This is a genomic window from Pseudoxanthomonas sp. LjRoot206 (assembly GCF_056175725.1).
The window spans coordinates 1-23,948 of sequence record NZ_JBGFFI010000008.1; the positions used below are offsets into that span (position 1 = coordinate 1).

The 23,948-nt window shown below is 68.0% G+C and carries 22 protein-coding genes; 16 read left to right on the top strand and 6 right to left on the bottom strand.

Going from position 1 to position 23,948, the window contains the following annotated elements:
* The 5 genes from dapE to map all read right to left on the bottom strand — a co-directional run.
* The coding region (dapE, locus tag AC04MD_RS19505; protein ID WP_475498867.1) for a succinyl-diaminopimelate desuccinylase at nt 1-1,137 on the bottom strand (1,137 nt) is incomplete at its 3' end.
* On the bottom strand, nt 1,134-1,496 hold the full coding sequence (locus tag AC04MD_RS19510; protein ID WP_475498868.1) for a Spx/MgsR family RNA polymerase-binding regulatory protein: 363 nt from the start codon (nt 1,494-1,496) through the stop codon (nt 1,134-1,136). The genes dapE and AC04MD_RS19510, both read right to left, overlap by 4 nt.
* Nucleotides 1,497-1,620: 124 nt before the next feature.
* Nucleotides 1,621-2,472 carry a 2,3,4,5-tetrahydropyridine-2,6-dicarboxylate N-succinyltransferase gene (dapD, locus tag AC04MD_RS19515; protein WP_475498869.1) on the bottom strand — a complete coding sequence of 284 codons (852 nt, stop codon included), beginning with the start codon at nt 2,470-2,472 and terminating at the stop codon, nt 1,621-1,623.
* Between the two features lie 21 nt (nt 2,473-2,493).
* A complete protein-coding gene (gene glnD, locus AC04MD_RS19520; protein WP_475498870.1) occupies nt 2,494-5,124 on the bottom strand; it encodes a [protein-PII] uridylyltransferase in 2,631 nt (876 codons plus the stop codon).
* Nucleotides 5,121-5,897 (bottom strand): type I methionyl aminopeptidase, encoded by a 777-nt coding sequence (gene map, locus AC04MD_RS19525; RefSeq protein WP_475498871.1) that lies wholly within the window; start codon nt 5,895-5,897, stop codon nt 5,121-5,123. Before map ends, glnD begins: the two co-directional genes overlap by 4 nt.
* Nucleotides 5,898-6,218: 321 nt before the next feature.
* Between map and rpsB the strand changes: the two genes are divergently transcribed.
* The 3 genes from rpsB (at nt 6,219) to AC04MD_RS19540 (ending at nt 9,805) form a co-directional block, all read left to right on the top strand.
* The gene (gene rpsB, locus AC04MD_RS19530) at nt 6,219-7,022 is read left to right on the top strand and encodes a 30S ribosomal protein S2 (protein ID WP_475498872.1); all 804 of its coding nucleotides are present in this window, start codon (nt 6,219-6,221) and stop codon (nt 7,020-7,022) included.
* A 197-nt stretch (nt 7,023-7,219) separates the two neighbouring features.
* Entirely contained in the window at nt 7,220-8,098 is an 879-nt protein-coding gene (gene tsf, locus AC04MD_RS19535) for a translation elongation factor Ts (protein WP_192269573.1), read from the top strand.
* 216 nt (nt 8,099-8,314) lie between these two features.
* Nucleotides 8,315-9,805: an HDOD domain-containing protein gene (locus AC04MD_RS19540; protein WP_475498873.1), complete on the top strand. Its 1,491-nt coding sequence runs from the start codon at nt 8,315-8,317 to the stop codon at nt 9,803-9,805.
* A 21-nt stretch (nt 9,806-9,826) separates the two neighbouring features.
* Here the strand turns inward: AC04MD_RS19540 and AC04MD_RS19545 are convergent, their stop codons facing one another.
* Nucleotides 9,827-10,522, bottom strand: coding sequence for an AIM24 family protein (locus AC04MD_RS19545; protein ID WP_475498874.1), 696 nt, complete (start codon nt 10,520-10,522; stop codon nt 9,827-9,829).
* A gap of 65 nt (nt 10,523-10,587) precedes the next feature.
* Here AC04MD_RS19545 and AC04MD_RS19550 point away from each other — a divergent pair, with 65 nt between their 5' ends.
* The 13 genes from AC04MD_RS19550 (at nt 10,588) to lpxB (ending at nt 23,864) form a co-directional block, all read left to right on the top strand.
* Complete coding sequence (locus AC04MD_RS19550) at nt 10,588-10,947, top strand: cupin domain-containing protein (RefSeq protein WP_475498875.1); 360 nt, start codon at nt 10,588-10,590, stop codon at nt 10,945-10,947.
* Nucleotides 10,948-11,000: 53 nt separating this feature from the next.
* On the top strand, nt 11,001-11,726 hold the full coding sequence (gene pyrH, locus AC04MD_RS19555; protein ID WP_475498876.1) for a UMP kinase: 726 nt from the start codon (nt 11,001-11,003) through the stop codon (nt 11,724-11,726).
* 172 nt (nt 11,727-11,898) lie between these two features.
* The gene (locus AC04MD_RS19560; protein WP_475498877.1) at nt 11,899-12,828 is read left to right on the top strand and encodes a cation diffusion facilitator family transporter; all 930 of its coding nucleotides are present in this window, start codon (nt 11,899-11,901) and stop codon (nt 12,826-12,828) included.
* A 77-nt stretch (nt 12,829-12,905) separates the two neighbouring features.
* Complete coding sequence (frr, locus tag AC04MD_RS19565) at nt 12,906-13,463, top strand: ribosome recycling factor (protein WP_475498878.1); 558 nt, start codon at nt 12,906-12,908, stop codon at nt 13,461-13,463.
* 8 nt (nt 13,464-13,471) lie between these two features.
* A complete protein-coding gene (gene uppS / locus AC04MD_RS19570; RefSeq protein WP_475498879.1) occupies nt 13,472-14,230 on the top strand; it encodes a polyprenyl diphosphate synthase in 759 nt (252 codons plus the stop codon).
* 13 nt (nt 14,231-14,243) lie between these two features.
* The gene (locus AC04MD_RS19575) at nt 14,244-15,104 is read left to right on the top strand and encodes a phosphatidate cytidylyltransferase (protein ID WP_475498880.1); all 861 of its coding nucleotides are present in this window, start codon (nt 14,244-14,246) and stop codon (nt 15,102-15,104) included.
* A gap of 2 nt (nt 15,105-15,106) precedes the next feature.
* Complete coding sequence (gene dxr, locus AC04MD_RS19580; protein ID WP_475498881.1) at nt 15,107-16,294, top strand: 1-deoxy-D-xylulose-5-phosphate reductoisomerase; 1,188 nt, start codon at nt 15,107-15,109, stop codon at nt 16,292-16,294.
* Nucleotides 16,295-16,307: 13 nt separating this feature from the next.
* Entirely contained in the window at nt 16,308-17,681 is a 1,374-nt protein-coding gene (gene rseP, locus AC04MD_RS19585; RefSeq protein WP_475498882.1) for an RIP metalloprotease RseP, read from the top strand.
* Nucleotides 17,682-17,803: 122 nt separating this feature from the next.
* Complete coding sequence (bamA, locus tag AC04MD_RS19590; protein WP_475498883.1) at nt 17,804-20,281, top strand: outer membrane protein assembly factor BamA; 2,478 nt, start codon at nt 17,804-17,806, stop codon at nt 20,279-20,281.
* A 116-nt stretch (nt 20,282-20,397) separates the two neighbouring features.
* The gene (lpxD, locus tag AC04MD_RS19595) at nt 20,398-21,417 is read left to right on the top strand and encodes a UDP-3-O-(3-hydroxymyristoyl)glucosamine N-acyltransferase (RefSeq protein WP_475498884.1); all 1,020 of its coding nucleotides are present in this window, start codon (nt 20,398-20,400) and stop codon (nt 21,415-21,417) included.
* Nucleotides 21,417-21,872, top strand: a complete 456-nt coding sequence (gene fabZ, locus AC04MD_RS19600) for a 3-hydroxyacyl-ACP dehydratase FabZ (protein ID WP_192311511.1) — start codon at nt 21,417-21,419, stop codon at nt 21,870-21,872. The genes lpxD and fabZ overlap by 1 nt, the downstream gene beginning before the upstream one ends.
* A 1-nt stretch (nt 21,873) precedes the next feature.
* The gene (gene lpxA, locus AC04MD_RS19605) at nt 21,874-22,662 is read left to right on the top strand and encodes an acyl-ACP--UDP-N-acetylglucosamine O-acyltransferase (protein WP_475498885.1); all 789 of its coding nucleotides are present in this window, start codon (nt 21,874-21,876) and stop codon (nt 22,660-22,662) included.
* Nucleotides 22,662-23,864, top strand: coding sequence for a lipid-A-disaccharide synthase (lpxB, locus tag AC04MD_RS19610; protein WP_475498886.1), 1,203 nt, complete (start codon nt 22,662-22,664; stop codon nt 23,862-23,864). The genes lpxA and lpxB overlap by 1 nt, the downstream gene beginning before the upstream one ends.
* The last annotated feature ends 84 nt before the right edge of the window (nt 23,865-23,948 follow it).

Here is a 23,948-nt window from a genome sequence, read left to right on the forward strand (position 1 = left end):
AGCGCGGACCGGCAGCATCAGCCGCTCAAGCAGCTTCTGATACAGGCCAGGCAGCGCCTCGAGATCCGTCACGCGGATATTTTCGTCGACCTTGTGGATGCTGGCGTTGACCGGTCCAACCTCGATGCATTCCGCACCCAGCGGTGCGATGAAGCGCGCATCGGACGTACCGCCGGCCGTGCTCTCCTCCGCCGGCGCACCGGCGAATTCACCGAGCACCGCGCGTGCGGTGGCGCGCAGATGGCCTTCGGGCGTGTAGAACGGCTCGCCACCGCGCAGCCACTGGATGCTGTATTCCAGGCCGTGCTTGCGGAAAATACCTTCGATCTCCTGCTCCAGCCGTTCCGCTGTCCAGCTCGGATTGAAGCGCAGGTTGAACACCAGTTGCAGTTCGCCGGGGATGACGTTGCTCGCGCCGGTGCCGGCATTGATGTTGGAGATCTGCAGGCTGGTCGGCGGGAAGGTCTCGTAGCCCTCGTCCCATTGGCGCGCGGCCAGTTCGTCCAGCGCAGGCAGCGCCTTGTGGATGGGGTTGAGCGCCTTGTGCGGATAGGCCACGTGACCCTGCACGCCGTGCACCTGCAAGGTGCCGGTCAGCGTGCCGCGGCGACCCACGCGCAACAGGTCACCCAGTGCTTCCTTCGAGGACGGCTCGCCGGTGATGCACCAGTCGATCTTCTGCCCACGCTCGCGGAACAGTTCGGCGACCTTCTTCACGCCATCGTGCGCAGGCCCTTCCTCGTCCGACGTGACCAGCAGCGCGACCGTGCCAGGATGATCCGGATACGCATCGACGAAGCGCTCCAGCGCGATCGTGCACGCGGCCACGCTGCACTTCATGTCGGCGGTGCCGCGCCCGTACAACACGCCATCGCGCACGGTGGGCACGAACGGATCGCTGGTCCAGGCGGACAGCGGTCCCGGCGGCACCACGTCGGTGTGACCGAGCAACACCAGCACCGGCGAGCCTGACCCATGCGTCGCCCACAGATTGTCGGTGTCGCCGAAGCGCAGGTGTTCGCACTGGAAGCCCCACTGGGCCAGCCGCGTCGCCAGCACCTGCTGGCAGCCCGCATCGTCCGGCGTCACCGAATGACGGCGGATCAGCTCGCTGGAGAGTTCGACGACATCGCTCACGACCCGGCTCCGAACTGCTTCTTGAAGCCATTGTCGCTGAAGCCCTGTGAAAAGCCCGCCACGCCGCCGATGACGACAGGACGGCGGATCAGCTGCGGATACTCCTTCAGCAGCAATTTCCACTCTGCATCGGAGCCCGGCGTCTTGCGGTTCTCCGGCAACTGCCGCCAGGTCGTCGACGACTTGTTGATCAGCGTGTCCCAGCCGCCCGCCTTGTCCGCCCACTCCTTCAGCGTCTCCGGTGTCTGCCGGTTGTCGCGGTAGTCGACGAATTCGTACGCGACACCGAAGCGGTCCAGCCACTTCGTCGCTTTCTTGCAGGTGTCGCAGTTCTTCAGGCCATACAACGTGGTCGTCATGATGCTCCAGAGATTTGTAGGAGCGCGCCATGCGCGCGATGCTTTTCCGACGTGAGCCGGACATGCCGCAGGAGCATCGCGTGCATGGCGCGCTCCTACAAGACGCACGGACTCGACCCGCCGGTCAGTCCGCCAGACCGCGCAGCAGCTCGTTGACGCTGGTCTTGCTGCGGGTCTTCTCGTCGACCTGCTTGACGATCACCGCGCAGTACAGCGAGTGCGAGCCGTCGGCGGCCGGCAGCGAGCCCGACACTACCACGCTGCCCGGCGGCACGTAGCCGTAGGTGATTTCCTTGGTCATGCGGTTGTAGATACGCGTGGACTGGCCGATGAACACGCCCATGCCGATCACGCTGTGGTGGCCAACCACGACGCCTTCGACGACTTCCGAGCGCGCACCGATGAAGCAGTGGTCCTCGATGATGGTCGGGCTGGCCTGCAGCGGTTCCAGCACGCCGCCGATGCCGGCGCCGCCGGACAGGTGGCAATGCTTGCCGATCTGCGCGCACGAACCGACCGTCGCCCAGGTGTCGACCATCGTGCCTTCACCGACATACGCACCGATATTGACGAAGCTCGGCATCAGCACCACGTCCTTGCCGAAGTACGTGCCACGGCGCGCGATGGCGCCCGGGACGACGCGCACGCCGAGCTTGCGGAAATCGTTCTCGTCGAACGCGCCGAAGCGCGCTTCCACCTTGTCCCAGAACGGCGCGGGATAGGCTTCGACCAGTTCCATCTCGTTGACGCGGAAGTACAGCAACACGGCTTTCTTCAGCCACTCGTTGACCTTCCAGCCGCCCTTGCCGTCGGGCTCGGCGACGCGCAGCTTGCCGCTCTCCAGGCCGTCGATGGCCAGTTCGACGGCGGTGCGGGTGGAGCCTTCGATCTCCGCCGGCGTCAGCTCGGCGCGGCGCTCGAACGCGCTCTCGATGGTGGACTTCAGTTCTTCGGTCTTGCTGGCTTTGCGGGTCATCAAACGGTCTGCCGGATCGGATCAGGGGGGAGTGTCGAGGCCGGCGCGCAGCGCATCGCGCAGCGCGTCCTGCTGGGAAGTGTCGGTGAGCGGCTGGTCGTGCTCGTCGGTGATCTGGAACACGTCCTCCGCGCGCTCGCCGAAGGTCGCGATGCGCGCGTCGTGCACGCGCAATCCCTGCCGGCGCAGCACCTGGGCCACGTCCGACAGCAGGCCGGGACGGTCGGGCGCGACCAGGCCGAGGACGGTGCGACGCCCATCAGGCGTCGTGCCGAACTCGATGCGCGGTGCGAACCGGAAATGCTTAAGCTGCCGCGGCACGGCACGGCGCGAGGTGCGCACGCTGTCGAGCGGACGCGCCAGCGCCTCACCCAGCGTGCGCTCGACGTCATCGGGGTCGCGCGGCGCATACGCATCGGCCGGCAGCACTTCGAACGTATCGAAGATCGCGCCTTGCGGCCCCACCAGCACGCGTGCCTGGTGGATGGCGAAGCCCATGCGGTCGAGCGTGGCGAGGATGGCGGCGAACAGGCCGTCACGGTCGGGCGAATGCACGAACACTTCCATGGCGTCCGCATCGTCGGCGATGCGGCGCGCGCGCACCCGCGTCTCGCCGGTGGTCGCGCCGCGGATGGCATGCGTCTGCCAGGCCAGCTGTTCGGGACGGAAACGCAGGAAGCTCTCTTCCGGCATGGTAGTGAACAACGCATCCGCCTGCGCCGCCGACAGCCCCTGCAGTTCCAGCATGGCGCGCACGCTGCCGCGCGCCTCGTCCAGCCGTTCGTCCACCGCCACCGGATTTTCCAGGCCCTCGCGCAGCACGCGGCGCGCGGCGAAATACAGGTCCGCCAGCAACCGGTCCTTCCACGCGTTCCACAGCTTGGGACTGGTGCCGGCGATGTCGGCGCAGGTCAGCAGGTACAGGTAGTCGAGGCGCTCGCGGTCCTCGACCAGCGCGGCGAAAGCATGGATGACGTCGGGATCGGAAATGTCCTGCTTCTGCGCCGTCACCGACATGCGCAGGTGTTGCTCTACCAGCCAGGCCACGAGCGCGGTGTCGGCCTCGCTGAGCGCATGTGCCGCGCAGAACTCGCGCGCATCCACCGCGCCCAGTTCCGAATGGTCACCGCCGCGACCTTTGGCGATGTCGTGGAACAGGCCCGCCAGCAGCAGCAGCTCCGGCTTGCGCAGGCGCGGCCAGACCTCGTGCGCGATGGAGAAGCGCTCGTCCGCACGGCCCGCGGCGAAGGCGGCGATGTTCCGCAGCACCATCAGCGTGTGCTGGTCGACCGTGTAAACATGGAACAGGTCGAACTGCATGCGCCCGGACACGCGCGCGAACGCCGGGATCCACTGCCCCAGCACGCCGAGCCGGGCCATGCGGGTGAGGGTTTCCACCGCGCGCGGACCGCGCAGCAGGGCCATGAAGGCATCGCGCTGCGCACGCGTGGCATCGGGATAGGCGGACAGCTTCGGCAGCGACTCCGCCAGCGCGCGTGCGGTGCGCGAATGCAGGCCGCGTACCTGCGGATGCGCTGCCCATGCAGCGAACAGCGCGAATACCTGGCCGACGTCGTTCGCCGGCCAGCCCTCCCGGCGCGCGGCGAGGTAGCCGCGGCGCAGTGCGAACTGCTCGTCCAGCGGCTCGGGCAGCGCCTCGCCGTCGAACTGTTCCTCGAAGCGTTGCAGCAGGCGGTCGCTGATCCGCCGCACGATGGCGGCGCTGCGGTAGAAACCCTGCATCATCTTCTCGACGCCCAGGCTCTCCGCGTCGTCGACGAAGCCGAGCCGCTGCGCCAGCATCTTCTGGTAGTCGAAACGCAGGCGTTCTTCCGGGCGTCCCGCGACCCGGTGCAGGCCGTAGCGCAGGCGACCCAGTGCGCGGCGCTCGCGCGCCAGTGCGATCGCTTCGTCGGGACCCAGATGGCCCAGCCCTACCAGGGCTTCCAGGTCGCGCACGCCGAACGTACGCAACGCCATCCAGCCCAGCGTATGCAGGTCGCGCAGGCCGCCAGGGCCTTCCTTGATGTTGGGTTCGAGGTTGTCGGACGTGTCGCCGAACCGCGCGTGGCGGATGCGCTGCTCCTCGCGCTTGGCGACGAAGAAATCGCGCGGCGGCCAGACCCGTGCCGGGCCGATGGCGTCGATCAGCAGGCCTTCGTCGACCGGCTCGCCGACGATCAGCCGCTCCTCGATGAGCGCGGTCGTCACACTCTGGTCGGCGGCGGCCGCAGCCGTGCATTCGCCTGCGGAGCGCACACTGTGGCTGATCGGCAGCCCGGCATCCCACAGCAGCGCGAACAGGCGCGCGACCGCACCGTGGTGCGCCTGCTGGACGTCCGCCGCAGCCAGCACCAGCACGTCGACGTCGGAATGCGGGAACAGCTCGCCGCGACCGTAGCCGCCGACCGCGAACAGCGCCATCGGCGCATCTGCCGGAATACACCGCAGCCACGCGTCCTTCAGCAGGTGGTCGACCGCCCGCGCGCGCAGCGCGAGGATGCGGTCCATGCCGTCGTCTTGGTCGAAACGCTTGTCCAGCCGCGCATCGGTATGGCCGAGCGACGCGCGCGCAGCGGCCGACCAGGCCACATCCGGGCCGATGTCCGGAAGCCGCGTCGCCTGTCCGTTCGCGGCTGCAGGGGTGCTCACAGGTCGTTGTCGTCGCCGGGCACGCGGGTCAGGATCTCGACGCCGTCCTCGGTCACGGCCACCGTGTGTTCCCACTGGGCCGACAGCTTGCGGTCCTTGGTCACCACGGTCCAGCCGTCGGGCAGCACCTTCGTGTGCCGCGCGCCCTCGTTGATCATCGGTTCGATGGTGAAGGTCATGCCGGGCTTCAGCACCACGCCTTCGCCGGGGCGGCCGTAGTGCAGCACCTGCGGCTCGTCGTGGTAGACCTTGCCGATGCCGTGGCCGCAGTACTCCCGGACCACGCTGAAACGCTCGCCTTCGGCGTATTGCTGGATCGCGTGACCCACGTCGCCCAAGGTGGCGCCCGGCTTTACCGCCCGGATGCCGCGGAACATGGCCTCGCGGGTCGTATCCACCAGCCGCTTCGCCATCACCGACGGCGTGCCGACCAGGTACATCCGGCTGGTGTCGCCATGCCAGCCGTCCTTGATGACGGTAACGTCGATATTGAGGATGTCGCCGTCCTTCAGCACCTTACCCTCGCTGGGAATGCCGTGGCAGATGACGTTGTTGACCGAGGTGCAGACGGTCGCGGGGAAGCCCTTGTAGCCCACGTTCGCCGGGATCGCCTTCTGCACGTTAACGATGTGATCGTGGCAGATGCGGTCCAGTTCGGCGGTGGTCACGCCCGGCTTCACGTGCGGGGCGACTACCTGCAGCACCTCCGCGGCCAGGCGGCCGGCGATGCGCATCTGGGCGAGGTCTTCTTGGGTCTTGAGCTGGATGGCCATTGGCCGATTATCCCCCATTTGGCGCGGCAGCTGAACGCCCCGGGGCAGTTCCACCCGGCCCGAGCGACCCCACGGTTTGCGGCGGCCCGCCCTGACCGGCTATACTCCCGCGGCTTCGCGCCCGGGCCTGCCCGGCCGGACCGCCCACGTCGGGCGACACCGACGAATCCACACCTGCTGCCCCAACCCGTGCCGGGGTGCCCTTCGCTGAAGGGTTCGGACACGGAAGCCGCAGGGAGGCCCAACCCCGGAACCCCGCCTTCACCGGCGCCGTCCTCCATTGAACCGGACGGTGGGTTCCCCTTCGATGGAGTCACTTCAATGCCCCAAGTCACCATGCGCCAGATGCTGGAAGCCGGCGTCCATTTCGGCCACCAGACCCGCTACTGGAACCCCAAGATGGCACCGTACATCTTCGGTGCCCGCGGCAAGATCCACATCATCAACCTCGAGAAGACCGTTCCGCTGTTCAACGACGCGATGAACTTCATCTCGGGCGTCGCGCAGAAGCGCGGCACCATCCTGTTCCTGGGCACCAAGCGCAGCGCGCGCGAAGCTGTGAAGGAAGAAGCCGAGCGTTGCGGCATGCCGTTCATGACCCAGCGCTGGCTGGGCGGCACGCTGACCAACTTCGCCACCGTGAAGAAGTCGGTCGCCCGCCTGAAGGAACTGGAAGCCGCTGAAACCGACGGCACGTTCGACAAGCTGGTCAAGCACGAAGTGCTGGGCCTGCGCCGCGAGCGCGAGAAGCTGCTGGCCTCGCTGGGCGGCATCAAGGAAATGAACCGCCTGCCGGACGCCCTGTTCGTCATCGACATCGGCCATGAAGACATCGCCATCAAGGAAGCCAAGAAGCTCGGCATCCCGGTGATCGCGGTGGTCGACTCGAACTACGACCCGGCCCTGGTCGACTACGCCATCCCCGGCAACGATGACGCTATTCGCGCCGTGCAGCTGTACGCCCGTGCCGCCGCCGACGCCGTGCTGGAAGGCAAGGCTGCCTCGCCGAACGCCGCCACCGTGCGCGAGGAAGAGTTCGCCGAAGGCGGCGACGACAAGGGTGCGCGTCGCGCCCCGGCCAAGAAGGCCGCCGGCAAGAAGTCCGACGAAGCCGCTGCCGAGTAATCCGGCTGCAATGCCGCCGCGCCATGCTGCGCGGCGGCCCATGTTCTTCCTTCTCCCCCCGGGAGAAGGTGCCCGAAGGGCGGATGAGGGTACGGCAAGCACGCTGGCGTTCAACGCGTCACGACTCCACCGGACCCTCACCCCAACCCCTCTCCCGACGGGAGAGGGGCTTTGCCAATCCAAACAGAGGTAATCCCGTGGAAATCACCGCTTCCCTGGTCAAGGAACTGCGCGAGCGCACCGGCGCCGGCATGATGGAGTGCAAGAAGGCGCTCACCGAGAACAACGCCGACATCGACGCCGCGGCCGAGTGGCTGCGCAAGTCGGGCCTGGCCAAGGCCGACAAGAAGGCTGACCGCGTCACCGCCGAAGGCCGCGTGGCCGTGGCCCAGGACGGCGGCAAGGCCGTGCTGGTCGAGATCAACTCCGAGACCGACTTCGTCGCCAAGGACGCCAACTTCATCGCCTTCACCGACGCCATCGCGCAGGCCGCGCTGACCTCCGGCGCCGCCGACGTGGAAGCGCTGAAGAGCGCCAAGCTGGCCTCGGGCGAGACCGTCGAGGAAGCCCGCGCCGCCGCCATCGCCAAGCTGGGCGAGAACATGCAGATCCGTCGCCTGGTCGCCATCGACAGCGCCAACAACGTCGCGGCCTACGTGCACGGCGGCAAGATCGGCGTGCTGGTCGAGGTCAAGGGCGGCGACGCCGAGCTGGCCCGCGGCCTGGCGATGCACATCGCCGCGATGAACCCCCCGCACAACAAGGCCGCCGACGTGCCGGCCGAGTTCGTGGCGAAGGAGAAGGAAATCGAGCTGGCCAAGATGTCGGACAAGGACAAGGCCAAGCCGGCCGACATCCTGGAGAAGATCATCTCCGGCAAGATCAACAAGATCGTCAACGAAGTGACCCTGTACGGCCAGCCGTACGTGCTGGACAGCGACAAGTCGGTCGAGCAGGTGGTCAAGGCCGCTGGCGCCGACGTGATCGGCTTCCAGCGCCTGGTGGTCGGCGAAGGCATCGAGAAGGTGGTGGAAGACTACGCCGCCGAAGTGATGAAGCAGGCCGGCCTGGCGTAAGCCAAGCGCTCTCCGCTTCACCGGAAAAGCCGCGGGAAACCGCGGCTTTTTCTGTTCCTGCGATGCGCCAGACCTGCGTCGTCGCGTCGCACGACCGCTCGTCGCCCGCGACTAAAGTTTGCCGTTCCTGCGCCGAAATTGTTTACAAAGCTGACATTCCGTCACGCTTTGCTGGCATGCTGCCCGCCACTTTTCTTCTGCGTAGTGCGCACCCGGATGCGTCCCGAACTCGAATCCCAGCTCTCGAACTGCCGCAACCTGCCTAGCCCGCCGGGCGTGGCGTTGCGCATCATCGAACTGGCGCAGGATCCCGAGGTGGTGATGGCGACGGCGGCCGATGCGATCGGCCTGGATGCCGCACTGAGCGCGCGCATGCTGCGCATCGCCAACTCTCCGCTCTACGCCAGCCGTCGCCGGGTGGAGAACCTGTCGCAGGCGCTGACGGTGCTGGGCCTCAACGCGACGTTGACGCTGGCGCTGGGCTTCTCGCTGGCGCGCTGCGGCAGCGGCACGCATCCGGTCGCGCAGGAACGCGTCTGGCGCCGCAGCGTGATCGCCGCACTGGCGTGCCGCCTGCTGGGCCAGCACGCCGGCATGCGCAAGGCCGAGGAACTGATGCTCGCCGGCCTGCTGCAGGACATCGGCGTGCTCGCCCTGCTGGAAGTGCTGGGCGACGACTATGCACGACTCGTCGAGCGGGCCGAAGGCAACACGGCCCTGCTGGCGGCCGAGCGCGAACTGCTCGGCTGCGACCACGCTATCGTCGGCGGCTGGCTGGCGCGGCAGTGGAACCTGCCGGCGCTGCTGCGCGAAGCGATCATGGAGAGCGAAACGCCCGCCTCCGATACGACCTTCAATGCCTGCGTCGCGGTGTCGGGGTACGTCGCCGACATCTGGATCGCAGGTACGGACGAAGCGCGCACCGAAGAGGCACACCGCCAGGCCGCACTGCAGGCGGCCACGCGCCTGGGTCTGGACTATGCCGCGTTCCTCGCACTGACCGAGGACATGATCGCCGCCCTGCCGGAGGTCTGCGCGATGTTCGACGTCCCGCCCGCGCCGCCCGCCCGCATCCAGGCCCTGCTGGACCAGGCGCGCGAGCTGCTGGTGGTACGCAACCTGCGCGAGATCCAGGAAGCCGCGCGTGCGCGCAAGGAAGCCGACGAGCACGAGGACCGTGCCCGCCGCCTGGCCGAGGAAGTCCGCCGCGATCCGCTGACCGGCGCCTACAACCGCAGCCAGCTAGAAGAAGTACTCGAGAAGGAGTTCGACGCCGCCACGCGCCATGGGTGGCCGCTGTCGATCGCCTTCATCGACCTGGACGACTTCAAGCAGGTCAACGACCGCTGGGGCCATCTGGTCGGCGACGAGGTGCTGCGCAACTTCGCCAGGTCGCTGATGCGCCACGTGCGCAGCAGCGACATCGTCGCCCGCTACGGCGGCGAGGAGTTCCTGGTGGTGCTGCCCGGCATCAACGAGGACGCGGCCGCCCACGTGGTACGCCGCATCCTGTCCGAGGTCTCCGGCGCGGCCATGGCGCACGTCAACGGCCAGCCGCTGCACATCACCTTCTCCGCCGGCCTGGCCACGCAGGGCGCGCTGGAACAGTTCCGCCACGTCGACGACCTGCTGCGTGCTGCCGACGAAGCGCTGTACGGCGCCAAGCGCCAAGGCCGCAACCGCGTCTCGGTGGGCGCCGGCGCCTGACGCGCCGACGCGGGGCTGCGGTTACTGCCGCGGCTGCAGCGCCACTTCCTCGTAAGGCTGCACGACCACCCAACCGTCACCCGCGAAGCGCAGTTGGATGCTCTCGCCCGAGCCGCGACCCAGCAGCGTGCCGAACGAAATGTCGGTGATGATTTCCGGTGTCAGGCCGCCCGACCAGGCCACCGTCGCATTGGGATCGGTGAACACCGGCCCGGTCTGCGCATTCACCGGCAGCGTCAGCGGCTCGTAGTGCGAGGTGATGGCCACGATGCCATGTCCGCTCAGGCGCACGTTGAACAGGCCGCCCGACAGCATGCCAGCGACCTTGCGCATCATGGTGATGCGGCTCTCGACGCCCGACTCCACCGCCAGTACGTCGTTGCCGTTGACGAAGATGGATTCGCCGGCCAGCCGCAGCAGGGTGATCCGCTTGCCGGCATCGGCCAGGTAGACGCGCCCCTCGCCCTCGATCTTCATCAGCTGCATGCCCTCGCCGCTGACCGCCTTCTTCAGCAGGTTGCCCAGGCCCTGCTCCAGCACGCCCTGGCGGGTGAATTTCACCGCGCCCTTGCGCGCGACCATGGCGCCGGCCTTGGCCCAGACCAGACCGTTCAGCCGCACCTCGAGCAGATGGGGGCTTTCCAGTTCGAAGGCCTCCGGACTGGCGTCCTTCTCCCGCGACGAGGCGATGAATTCCTGCAGGGTGCGCACGCTCATGGTCGTTCCTTGATGGCTGCCGAAAGGGAAGGTCATGATAACGGCCCCGATCCCAGGTGCCGCCCATGCCCCGCATCGTTGCCGTATCGCACACGCCGGATGAAACCAGCCGCGCCCCGGTCGCCGCCGACCGGCTGGTGGCAGGCCAGCCGCAGCAGGCCGTCGGCAATGCCTACTCGTCGCAGGACGAGCGGTTCCACTGCGGCGTCTGGGAGGGCGACGTGGGCGCCTGGCGCGTGCAGTACACCGAGCACGAGTTCTGCCACCTGCTCAGCGGTCGTGTGCGCCTGCGTGGCGACGGCGGTGAAGAGGTGGTGACACTGGAGGCCGGCCAGAGTTTCGTCGTGCCGGCGGGCTTCTCCGGCGTCTGGGAAGTGCTGGAAACGGCGCGCAAGCTCTACGCGATCTACGAACCCGGCGACTGAGGGACGCTCACTCGGCTAGAATTGCGCCGTTTGCCCCCACGCCGAGATCTCCCATGCCCGCACCGCTCGTCTATCGCCGCATCCTGCTCAAACTGTCCGGCGAAGCGCTGATGGGGTCCGAGGACTACGGCATCGACCCCAAGGTCATCACCCGCATCGCCCGCGAGATCATCGAGGCGCGCGACGCCGGGGCGGAAGTGGGCCTGGTGATCGGCGGCGGCAACATCTTCCGCGGCGCCGGACTGGCGGCCGGCGGCATGGACCGCGTCACCGGCGACCAGATGGGCATGCTGGCCACGGTCATCAACGCCCTGGCCATGCAGGATGCGCTGGAGAAGCTCGGCGCCAAGTGCCGCGTGATGAGCGCCATCAAGATCAACGACGTGTGCGAGGACTACATCCGCCGCCGCGCGATCCGCCACCTGGAAAAGGGCCGCATCGCGATCTTCGCGGCCGGCACCGGCAACCCGTTCTTCACCACCGACTCCGGCGCCGCGCTGCGCGCGATCGAGATCGGCGCGGACCTGCTGCTGAAGGCCACCAAGGTGGACGGCGTCTACGACAAGGACCCCAGCAAGCACGCCGATGCGGTGCGTTACGACCAGCTGACCTACGACGACGTGATCGCCCGCGACCTGCAGGTGATGGACACGGCCGCGTTCGCGCTGTGCCGCGACAGCGACGTGCCGCTGCGCATCTACGACCTGTCGGTGCCCGGCAACCTGATGCGCATCCTGCGCGGCGAACACGTTGGCACGCTGGTGAAGGGCCGCAACTGACGGCGCCGTCCCTCTGGAGCGCTCCAAAGGCGCGATGCTTCTCCGGCAACGCCGAGCAGAGCATCGCGGGCCTGGCCCGCTCCTGCAGAGCGTTCATGGGCGTCGGGGGTTTCGTGCGCCCGCTTTAGCCCTGTAATAGTGTCCGGCCGCGCCCGGCCGGCACCCTTCCGCCATGGGACACGGACACCATCACGGACACGGGGCGCACGCCCATCCACAGGCGTCGGCGACACGCGCCTTCGCGTGGGTCACCCTGATCAATCTCGCTTACACCGCCATCGAAGCGGGTTACGGTTTCCATACCAACTCGCTGGCGCTGCTGTCGGATGCGTTGCACAACCTAGGTGACGTGCTGGGACTGGCGCTGGCCTGGGGCGCCGCCGCCCTCGCCGGCCGCCGGCCACGCGGCCGACATACCTACGGCTGGCGCCGCGCGACCCTGCTTTCGCCGCTCGCCAACGCGGTCCTGCTGGTGGTGTTCTCGGGCGCGCTCGGGTGGGAAGCCTTCCGGCGGTTCAGCGCGCCACCTGAGATTCCCGCCACGCCCGTCATCGTGGTCGCCTCGCTCGGCATCCTGGTCAATCTCGGTGCCGCCTGGCTCGTGAAGGACGGCCACGCGCACGACCTGAACAAGCGCGGCGCCTTCCTGCACCTGATGGCCGATGCCGCGGTCTCGCTCGCAGCCGTGTTGGCGGGTGTCGGCATGGCCACCTTGGGCTGGGCCTGGCTCGATCCGGCCACGGCGCTGCTGATCGCGGTGGTGGTCGCGGTCGGGTCGTGGGGATTGCTGCGTGCCAGCTTCGACGCCGCGATGGACGCTGTACCGGGCCACGTGGATCCGGACGAGGTCCGCACGTTCCTGCAGGAGCAGCCCGGCGTATCGGCCGTGCACCACCTGCATATCTGGTCGCTCGGCGCCAACGAGATCGCGTTGACCGCGCATCTGGTACGGGCGCGGGAGGACGACCACGACGCCTTCATCGATGCCACCGTGCACGCGCTGGACGACCGGTTCGGCATCAACCACGCGACCCTGCAGATCGAACGCGGCGCCGGATGCGGCCACGACCTGCATGATGCGGCACCGCATCATTCGCACTGAACAGCCCGCAGGCGGTCGGCAACGGCCGCGAATCGCCCTATAATCGGTCGTTTACAGGCTTTGCAACGGAAAGGGCGATGCTCAACGACATCAAGAAAGACGCGCAGGCGCGCATGACCAAGAGCATCGAAGCGCTCCGCCACACGCTGGTGAAGGTCCGTACCGGTCGCGCGTCGACGGCCCTGGTCGAGCACCTGAAGGTCAACTACTACGGCTCGGACATGCCGCTGAGCCAGGTCGCCACGGTGACCATCTCCGATTCCCGCTCGCTGACGATCACCCCGTGGGAGAAGCAGATGGTCGGCGCGGTCGAGAAGGCCATCCTGGCCTCCGACCTGGGCCTGACCCCCAACACCGCCGGCACCACCATCCGCCTGAACCTGCCCGCCCTGACCGAGGAGCGCCGCAAGGAGCTGTCCAAGGTGGTCCATGGCGAAGGCGAAGACGCCAAGGTCGCGATCCGCAACATCCGCCGCGATGCCAACCAACAGGTCAAGGACCTGCTGAAGGACAAGCAGATCACCGAGGACGAAGAGCGCAAGACGGAAGACGAGATCCAGAAGCTCACCGACAAGTCCATCAAGGACGTCGATGACGTCGTCAAGGCCAAGGAACAGGAACTGATGGCGGTCTGAGGACTGCCATGTCCCCTGCCGTCCCCGCGTCCGTGCCCCGCCACCTGGCCGTCATCATGGACGGCAACGGGCGCTGGGCGGAACGCCGACGCCGCCCGCGCGTGATCGGCCACCGTGCCGGCGCCCGCGCGGTCAATGTCTGCATCGACTTCTGCCTGGAACGCGGTATCGGCGCGCTGACGCTGTTCGCGTTCTCCAGCGAGAACTGGGGCAGGCCGGAAGAAGAAGTCGGCGCGCTGATGAAGCTGTTCCTCAACGCGCTCGACCGTGAGGTCGACGAACTGCACCGGCGCGAGGTGCGCGTGCGCTTCATCGGCGACCGCGCGCGGTTCTCCGCCGACATCCGCTCGAGGATGGACGCCGCCGAGGCGCTGACCCGCGGCAACCAGCGCCTGCACTTGGTCATCGCCGCAAGCTACGGCGGGCGCCAGGACATCGCGCACGCGGCGCGCGCGCTGGCCGCCGATGTCGCGGCCGGCCGGCTGCGACCGGAGGACATCGACGAAGCCGCGCTCGGCGCGCACGTCGCCCTGGCCGACCTGCCGCCCCCCGACCTCTTCATCCGTACCGGCGGCGACCACCGCATCAGCAACTTCCTGCTGTGGCAGCTGGCCTACACCGAACTCTGGTTCACCGACGTGCTGTGGCCCGACCTGGACGCCGCGCTGCTGCAGCGCGCGCTGGACGAGTTCGCGCAGCGCGAGCGCCGCTTCGGCCTGACCAGCGCCCAGGTCGCCGGCAGCGCCACCGAGCAGAGCCCTGCATGAGAGCGAATCCCGCATGAGCGCGACCCGTACCCGTGTCATCGCCGCACTGGTGATGGCGCCCTTCGCCATCGGCGCGATCCTGCTGCTGCCCACCTCCTGGCTGGCCATGCTGGCCGCATTGGTATTCCTCGTCGGCCTGTGGGAATGGTTCAAGCTCGCCGAGATCGACGACACCCTGCAGCGCACGGTGCTACTGACCGCCAACCTGCTGGTGATGGTCGCCCTGGTGTGGGCGTCGCGCGGGTCGGGCGACGCCACCGACCTGGTGCCGCTGCGCCTGATGGCCCTCGTCGGCGTGGTCTGGTGGCTGCTGGCGCTGCTGTGGCTGCGTTTCTTCACCTTCGCCTCCGACCACGAGACTTGGGCGCGCGTGTTCAAGCTGGCGGCAGGCACGCTCGCCGTGGTGCCGGCCTGGTGCGCACTGGGCCTGATCCACTCGTCGCAGCCGAACGGGCATATCTGGCTGTTCGTCGCGCTGGCCATCGTGTGGGCCGCCGACAGCGGCGCCTACTTCGCGGGCCGTCACTTCGGTGGCCGCTGGTTCGGCGGCCGCAAGCTGGCGCCGCGCATCAGCCCCAACAAGACGCTCGAAGGCCTGCTTGGCGGCCTCGCCGCCGGCATGCTGGTGGCGGCGGTGGGCGCCCTGATTGCGGGTGCGGGCGTCGGCCACCTGGCCGGGGTTCTGGTCGTGGCGATCTTCACCGTGCTGTTCTCGGTGGTCGGCGACCTGTTCGAAAGCCTGCTCAAGCGGCATGTCGGCGCCAAGGATTCGGGCGACCTGATCCCCGGCCATGGCGGCGTGCTGGACCGCATCGACGGCGTGCTGGCCGCCCTGCCCATCTTCGTGCTGGGCAAGGAAGTCTTCGGATTCTGAGCATGACCGCGCATGCCCCCTGCAACGTGGCGGTCCTGGGCGCGACGGGCTCGATCGGCGCGTCCGCGCTCGACGTCATCGCACGCCATCCGGACCGCTACCGCGCCAGCGTGCTGGCCGCGGGCTGCAACGTGGACGCCCTGCTTGCCTTGTGCGTCGCGCACCGGCCCGAGCATGCGGTGATCGCCGAGGAAGGCCTGCACGCGCGCCTGCGCGATGGCTTGGCCGACGCGGGCCTCGCCACGCAGCCGCACGCCGGCATGGCAGCGCTAGATACGCTGGTCGCCGACCCCGACTGCGACGTCGTGGTGGCGGCCATCGTCGGTGCGGCCGGGCTGTCGTCGACGCTGGCCGCGGCCCGCGCCGGCAAGCGCTTGTTGCTGGCCAACAAGGAGTCGCTGGTGCTCGCCGGCGAACTGGTGACCGCCGCTGCCGACGCCGCAGGCGCCGAGATCATCCCGATCGACAGCGAGCACAACGCAATCTTCCAGTGCCTGCGTTCACGACAGGCTCAGGCCGAGGTCAGCCGCATCGTGCTGACGGCGTCGGGCGGTCCGTTCCGCGGACGCCGTCGCGCCGAGCTGGCGCAGGTCACGCGCGAGCAGGCCGTGGCCCACCCGAAGTGGTCGATGGGGCCGAAGATCTCGGTCGATTCGGCCACGTTGATGAACAAGGGCCTCGAGCTGATCGAGGCACACCACCTGTTCGGCGTCGGCCGCGAACGGCTCGACGTGCTGGTGCATCCGCAGAGTCTGGTGCACTCGCTGGTGGAATTCGTCGACGGCTCGACGCTGGCGCAGCTTGGCCTGCCCGACATGCGCACGTCGCTCGCCGTCGGCCTGGGCTGGCCCGAGCGGATTACATCCGGCGTGGGCGGGCTCGACCTGCTGAAGCATCCGCGGCTGGAATTCGAGGCGCCCGATACCGACGCCTTCCCTTGCCTGCGGCTGGCCTGGGAAGCCATGGCGGCGGGCGGCACGGCGCCGGCCGTGCTGAACGCTGCGAACGAAGTCGCAGTTTCAGCCTTTCTTCAGGGCCAAATCGGTTTCCTATCCATCCCCGCGCTGGTCGAGGACGCCCTCGCTGCGCTGCCTGCGGCGCCGGCGGATTCGCTGGAGGTCCTGCTGGCGGCGGATGCGCAGGCCCGCCGACTCACCGAACGCAACCTCGCAGGCCACCTCTCCCCATGAGCGCCGACATCCGATGAGTGAAGTGCTGGGCTCAATCTGGTGGATGATCGTGGCGCTGGGCGTGCTGGTCACGTTCCACGAGTTCGGCCACTACTGGGTGGCGCGCCGCTGCGGCGTGAAGGTGCTGCGCTTCTCGGTGGGCTTCGGCAAGCCGCTGTGGTCGCGCCGCGACCGCCACGGCACCGAGTTCGCGGTCGCCTCGATTCCGCTGGGCGGCTATGTGAAGATGCTGGACGAAGCCGAGGGCGACGTTCCCGCCTCGCAGCTCGACCAGGCCTTCAATCGCAAGTCCGTCTGGCAGCGCATCGCCGTGGTCGCCGCGGGTCCGCTGGCCAATCTCGTCCTCTGCGTGGCGTTGTTATGGGTCATGTTCGTCATCGGTCGCCCGGACTACTCGGCCACCGTGGGTCGGGCCACGGGCCTGGCGGCTCAGGCGGAACTGCAACGCGGCGACCGCATCGCCGCCATCGACGGGGCCCAGGTCCACACGGCGCTCGAAGCGCTGCAGACGCTGACCATCGCGGCCATTGACCGCCGGGACATCGCCCTGGACCTTGTCGGCAGTGACGGCGGCGAGCGCCAACGTACGCTGGCCCTTTCACGGCTGCCTGCGGACTTCAATCAGGAGAACGTCGGGGGCGCTATCGGCTTGGCGTGGGCCCACCAGACCCTTCCCGCGACGATCGGCAAGATCCGCCCCGGCACCGCAGCAAGCGGGCTCCTGGAAGTCGGCGATACGGTCACCGCCATCGACGGCCAGCCTGTCCACAGCTTTGGCGACATCAGTCCGCTCGTACAGGAATGGGGCGATCGGGGAGGCCTGGCGATGGTGGAGGTCGATCGCAAGGGAGAACGCCGCGCCCTTGAGCTGACGCCCCAGCGTCAGCGCGACGAGGCCACGGGTCAGGTGTACTGGGCGCTCGGACTTGAACCGGTGCGCAACGGAGCCCCCGCCGCATTCGACGCGACCCAGCAGCTCGGCCCTATCGCAGCCATTCCGGCCGCCTTCCGGCAAACCGGCAAGATGGTCACCGATTCCCTGGGGATGATACGGCGCATGCTGACCCGGGACGCCTCCAGCAAGAACATCTCGGGCCCCCTGACCATTGCCCAGGTCGCCAATGACAGCGCCAAGCAGGGGGTCGCCTGGTTCCTGTTCTTCTTGGCCTTGATGTCCCTCAGCCTGGCCATCATCAACCTGCTGCCGATCCCCGTCTTGGACGGTGGCCACCTGCTGTATTACCTTATTGAATTGGTCAAGGGCAGCCCCTTGAGCGAGCGCCACATGGTGGCCGGACAATATGTGGGCCTGGCGGCACTGGCGGGCCTGATGGGACTGGCGTTCTACAACGACATCCTGCGTCTCATGACGCGTCTGGTGACCTGATGCCCCTGAACTTCCACGGGCCGGCCCGCTCCAAGGTGGCCGCTCCTCTCCTTGCTGCACCCCGGACCGCTGCCCCGCAGTCCACTCCTGCCCCGCAGGAACCACCCCAACCGGATGTAATGATGACGCGACTGCCTTCCCGCCGCCTGCTTGCCCTCGCCCTGGCTTCGGCCATCGCCATGCCGGCACTGGCCCAGACGACGGAACCCGCTGCCGCGCCCGTGGCCGCCGCGCCGCTGAGCAATGGCTCGTTCACCGCGACCGACATCCGCATCGATGGCCTGCAGCGCATCTCGACCGGCACCGCGCTGACCTACCTGCCGATCGAGCGCGGCGACGTCGTCACGCCGACCAACGTCGGCGAATCGATCCGCAAGCTGTACAAGACCGGCTTCTTCGAAGACGTGAAGCTCGACCGCCAGGGCGACATCCTGGTCGTCACCGTCACCGAGCGTCCGGCCATCAACAAGCTGACGCTGACCGGCAACAAGGACATCAAGACCGAGGACCTGACCTCCGGCCTGAAGGACATCGGCCTGGCGGAGGGCGAGACCTTCGACCGCCTGAGCCTGGACCGCGTGACCCAGGAACTGGTGCGCCAGTACAACAACCGCGGCAAGTACAACGTCGAGATCACGCCGACCGTCAGCCCGCTGGACCGCAACCGCGTGGACGTCACCATCGCGGTCAAGGAAGGCAAGGCCGCCAAGATCAAGCACGTCAATGTCGTCGGCGCCGAGAAGTTCGAGACCGAAGACCTGCTGGAGAACTGGGAGTCCAAGGAATCCAGCTGGCTGTCGTGGTACCGCCGCGACGACCAGTACTCGAAGGAGAAGCTGTCCGGCGACATGGAGCGCCTGAATTCCTGGTACCTGGACCGCGGCTACGTGGACTTCAACATCGACTCCACCCAGGTGTCGATCAGTCCCGACAAGCGCGACATGTTCATCACCGCCGGCATCACCGAAGGCGAGCAGTACAAGATCTCCGACGTGAAAGTCACCGGCGACACGGTGCTGCCGAAGGAAGAGATCGAGAAGCTGGTGATCGTGAAGCCGGAGCAGACGTTCTCGCGCATCCTGCTGGAAATGACCGCGGACTCCATCACCGCCACGCTCGGCAACATCGGCCACGCGTTCGCGCAGGTCAACCCGATCCCGACCGTCGACCGCGAAAACCGCACCGTCGCGATCAATCTGCAGGTCGTGCCGGGCCCGCGCGTCAACGTGCGCCGCATCGTGTTCAAGGGCAATACGCGTACGTCCGACGAAGTCATGCGCCGCGAGATGCGCCAGTTCGAGGGCAGCTGGTTCTCGCAGGTCGCCGTCGACCGCTCGCGCGTGCGCCTGCGCCGCCTGGGCTACTTCGAGACGGTGGACGTGGAGACCACGCCGGTCCCCGGCACCAACGACCAGGTCGACGTGGTCTACACGGTGAAGGAAACCACGTCGGGCAGCTTCGTGTTCGGCCTCGGCTACTCGCAGCTGTCCGGCCTGACCACCTCGATCCAGCTGTCGCAGAACAACTTCCTCGGCGGCGGCAACCGCGTGGCCGTCGAAGCGCAGCGCAGCGACTACCTGCAGCGCTACTCTTTCTCGTACACCAATCCGTTCTTCACCGACGAAGGCATGTCGCTGGGCTACAACCTGTGGTGGCGCGAGTTCGACTACTCGGACTTCAACACCGCGCAGTACTCGACCACCAGCGCTGCGGCCCAGGGCGTGCTGGGCCTGCCGATCACCGAGAACGACACCGTCTCGCTGCTGTTCGGCATCGACAGCAACGAGATCCTGACCTTCGGCGGCTCCACCCCGCAGTCGATCATCGACTACATCGACGCCGTGGGCCAGCGCACCTTCCATGCCTGGCGCGCGGAGCTGGGCTGGGCGCGCGACACGCGCAACGACTATTTCATGCCCACCGGCGGCACCTACCAGCGCGTCTCCGCCGAGGTGGCGCTGCCCGGCTCCACCGTGCAGTACTACAAGCTCAACTACGAGTTCTCCAAGTACTGGTCGCTCAGCCCGTCGTTCGTGCTGAACACCCGCGCGGAAGTCGGTTACGGCGACAGCTACGGCTCGGACCTCTACCGCTATATCTGCCGCGTGGGCGGCTCTGACCCGCAGATCCCGGGCCAGGCGCCCTCCACCCCCTCGGCGGACGGTACCTGCGCCGATGGCGGCACGCTCGACAGGACGCTGGTCGCGAGCGGCCTGCCGTTCTTCGAGAACTTCTACGCCGGCGGTACGCGTTCGGTGCGTGGCTTCCGCGACAACACGCTGGGTCCGCGCTCGGAGGTCATCTCGGGCTACCGCGGCCAGCCGCTGGGCGGTTCACTGAAGACCACCGGCTCGGTCGAGCTGATCTTCCCGAAACTGTTCGACTCCAACGCGGCGCGCGTCTCGGCGTTCTTCGACTTCGGCAACGTGTTCGACGGCGTGGACAACTTCGACGCCGGACAGCTGCGCGCCTCCACCGGTGTCGCCCTGCTGTGGCGTGCGCCGGTCGGCCCGATCTCGATCAGCTACGCCTTCCCGATCAAGAAGGAAGACGGCGACGAACTGGAACGCCTGCAGTTCACGTTCGGCGGCGGGTTCTGACGGCGGCGCCACGCGATCCGCAGACGATGAAGGGGGGCACGAGCCCCCCTTCTGCCGTCTACCATACGCCCCCGTGGAAGCGGTTCTGGGGCGGCAGGGGCTAAACTACGCGGCCTATGACCCCTCCTTCCTTCACCTCCGGCGAGCTGGCCGATCGTTTCGGCCTGGAGCTGCGCGGCGATGCCGGCCTGCGCATCGACGGCGTGGCCACGCTCGCGCGGGCCGAAGCGGGGCAGCTCGCCTTCCTGGCCAACAGCCGCTACCGCGCCCAGCTGGCGGACAGTCGCGCCAGCCTGGTGGTGCTGCGTGCCGACGACGCCGATGAGGCCGCCGGTACCGTACTGGTCGCCAAGGATCCCTATACCGCGTTCGCCAAGATGGCCGCGCTGTTCGAGCGCAAGGCGGCCCGCGAGCCCGGCATCCACCCGAGCGCCGTCATCGATCCTACAGCCCGCGTCGCGGAGGGTGCCCATGTCGGCCCGTTCGTCGTGGTGGGCGCACGCAGCGTCGTCGGTGCAGGCAGCGTCGTCGGTCCTGGCTGCGTCATCGGCGACGACTGCGTGGTCGGCGACGGCTGCGAACTGATCGCGCGCGTCACCCTGGTCACGCGCGTCCGCCTTGGCCAGCGCGTGCTGGTCCATCCGGGCGCGGTGATCGGCGCCGACGGATTCGGTCTGGCGATGGACAGCGGGCACTGGATCAAGGTGCCGCAACTCGGCGGCGTGGTGATCGGCGACGATTGCGAGATCGGCGCCAACACCACCATCGACCGCGGTGCGCTCGACGACACGGTGCTCGAGGAAGATGTACGCCTCGATAACCAGATCCAGATCGGCCACAACGTCCGCATCGGCGCGCACACCGCGATGGCGGGCTGCAGTGCTGCGGCAGGCAGCGCGCGCATCGGCCGCTACTGCCTGATCGGCGGTGCGGCCGGCGTCCTCGGACATCTGGAGATCTGCGACCGCGTGGTGGTCACCGCCATGTCGCTGGTGACCAGTTCCATCACCGAACCCGGCGAATACTCCAGCGGCACGCCGCTCACAGACAACCGTACCTGGCGCAAGAACGCCGCCCGCTTCAAGCAACTGGACGCCCTCGCACGACGGGTGCTGGCAGCCGACAAGGAATCCTGATGACCCTAGACCTGCAACTACCGATCGACGCCACCACCATCCGCAAGCTGCTGCCGCACCGCTACCCGTTCCTGCTGGTGGACCGCGTGGTCGAGTTCGAGAAGGACAAGCGCGTGCTGGCCTACAAGAACATCACCCAGAACGAGCCGTTCTTCACCGGCCATTTCCCGGACCGCCCGATCATGCCGGGCGTGCTGATCATCGAGGCGCTGGCGCAGGCCGGTGGCCTGCTGACCCAGCTGTCGCACCAGGGCGATACCGCCGGCCGCATGTTCTACATGGTGAAGGTGGAAAACGCCCGCTTCACCCGCATGGTCGTCCCCGGCGACCGCCTGGACCTGGACGTCACCCTGAAGCGGCTGATCCGCAACATGGCTTTCTACACCGGCGTAGCCTCGGTCAACGGCGAACAGGTCGCCTGCGCCGACGTGCTGTGCGCCGAGGACACCCGCTGAGATGAGCGCCCCCACCGCCATCCATCCCAGCGCGGTCGTCGATCCTGGCGCGACGCTGGGCGAAGGCGTACGCATCGGCCCGTTCGCCTACGTCGGGCCCGAGGTGGAGATCGGCGACGGCACCGTCATCGGCCCGCACTGCACGGTCACCGGTCCGACCCGCATCGGTCGCGACAACGTGTTCACCGGCCATGCCGCCATCGGCGGCGATCCGCAGGACAAGAAGTTCAAGGGCGAGCGCGTCGAGCTGGTGATCGGCGATCGTAACCAGGTGCGAGAGTTCGTCACCCTGAATCGTGGCACCGGCACCGGTGGCGGCATCACCCGCGTCGGCAACGACAACATGCTGCTCGCCTATACGCACGTGGCGCACGACTGCATCGTGGGCAACCACTGCGTGTTCTCCAACAATTCCACGCTGGCCGGCCACGTGACCGTCGAGGACTGGGTGATCATGAGCGGCTTCGCGGGCGTGCACCAGTTCTGCCGCGTCGGCGCGCATGCCTTCATCGGCATGGGCGTGCTGCTGAGCGGCGACGTGCCCCCATTCACCATGGTCGCCGGTGACGCCGCCGGCCGGCCGCGAGGCATCAACAGCGAAGGCCTGAAACGGCGCGGCTTCGATGCCGACCGCATCGCGGCGATCAAGCGTGCCTACCGCACACTGTACGTGGCCGGCCTGCCGCTGGCAGAAGCCAAGCAGCAATTGGCCGAGCAGGCGCAGGCCAGCGACGACGTGAATGCGCTGCTGCAGTTCATCGAAAGCGGCGACCGGCCGCTGCAGCGCTGATGGACACCGTGCGGGAGACGCACAACGCGACTCCCGCGTCCGCGCCGCTGCGCATCGCGCTGTGCGCGGGCGAAGCCTCCGGTGACGGCCTGGGCGCCGGACTGATCGCCGCGCTGAAGGTTCGCTTCCCCCACGCCGAATTCGCCGGCATCGGCGGCGATGCCATGCGCGCCGCCGGTTGCGATACCTGGTTAGACGCGAACGAACTGGCGGTGATGGGGCTGGCCGAAGTGTTGCGCCACCTGCCGCGGCTGCTGCGCCTGCGCAAGGCGTTCCGCCAGCGCGTGCTGGACTGGAAACCCGACGTCTACGTCGGCATCGATGCACCGGACTTCAATCTCGGCATCGAGCGCTGGCTGAAGGAGCGCGGTGTCCGCACCGTGCATTACGTCAGTCCTTCCGTCTGGGCGTGGCGCGAGAAACGCGCCGAGAAGATCGGCCACAGCGCGGACCGCGTGCTCTGCCTGTTCCCGATGGAGCCGCCGATCTACGCGAAGCACGGCGTGGATGCGCGCTTCGTCGGCCATCCGATGGCGGACGATATCCCGCTGCAGCCGGACCGGGCCGCCGCGCGTACCGCACTCGGCCTGTCCGCCGACGCGCCGGTGCTGGCGGTGCTTCCCGGAAGCCGGCTCGGCGAGATCGGGCGGCTGGCGCCGGCTTTCTTCGACGCGGCGCGTCTGGTCGCTGCGCAGACGCCCGGGCTGCAGATCGTCGTGCCGGCCGCCAATGCCGCGTGCCGGCAGGCGCTGGAAACGCACTTCGCCGCACACGGTGCCGATGCTGCCTGGCGCCTGCTCGACGGCCGCGCGCGAGAAGCGATGATCGCCAGCGATGTCGTCCTGCTCGCCTCCGGCACCGCGACGCTGGAAGCGATGCTGTGCAAGCGGCCGATGGTGGTCGGTTACCGCATCGCACCGCTGACCTACCGCATCGTGAAAGGACTCGGCCTGCTGAAGGTGGAGCGCTACGCGCTTCCGAACGTATTGGCGGGCGAAGACATCGCGCCCGAACTGATGCAGGACGACTGCACGCCGGACAAGTTGTCTTCGGCCGTCCTGCGCTGGTTACGCGAGCCGGAGGCCGTCGACGGCCTTCAGCCCGTCTACCAGCGGCTGCATGCGCAGCTGCGCCAGGACGCCTCGGCGAGCGCGGCCAAGGCGGTGGCGGAGTTGATCGCTCCCTCTGTAGGAGCGACGTAAGTCGCGACCGCACGCCATGACTGCCGCCACTTCATCATCGCCCGCCAAACAACGCTTCTGTGCATGCAATCATGCCTGGATGGG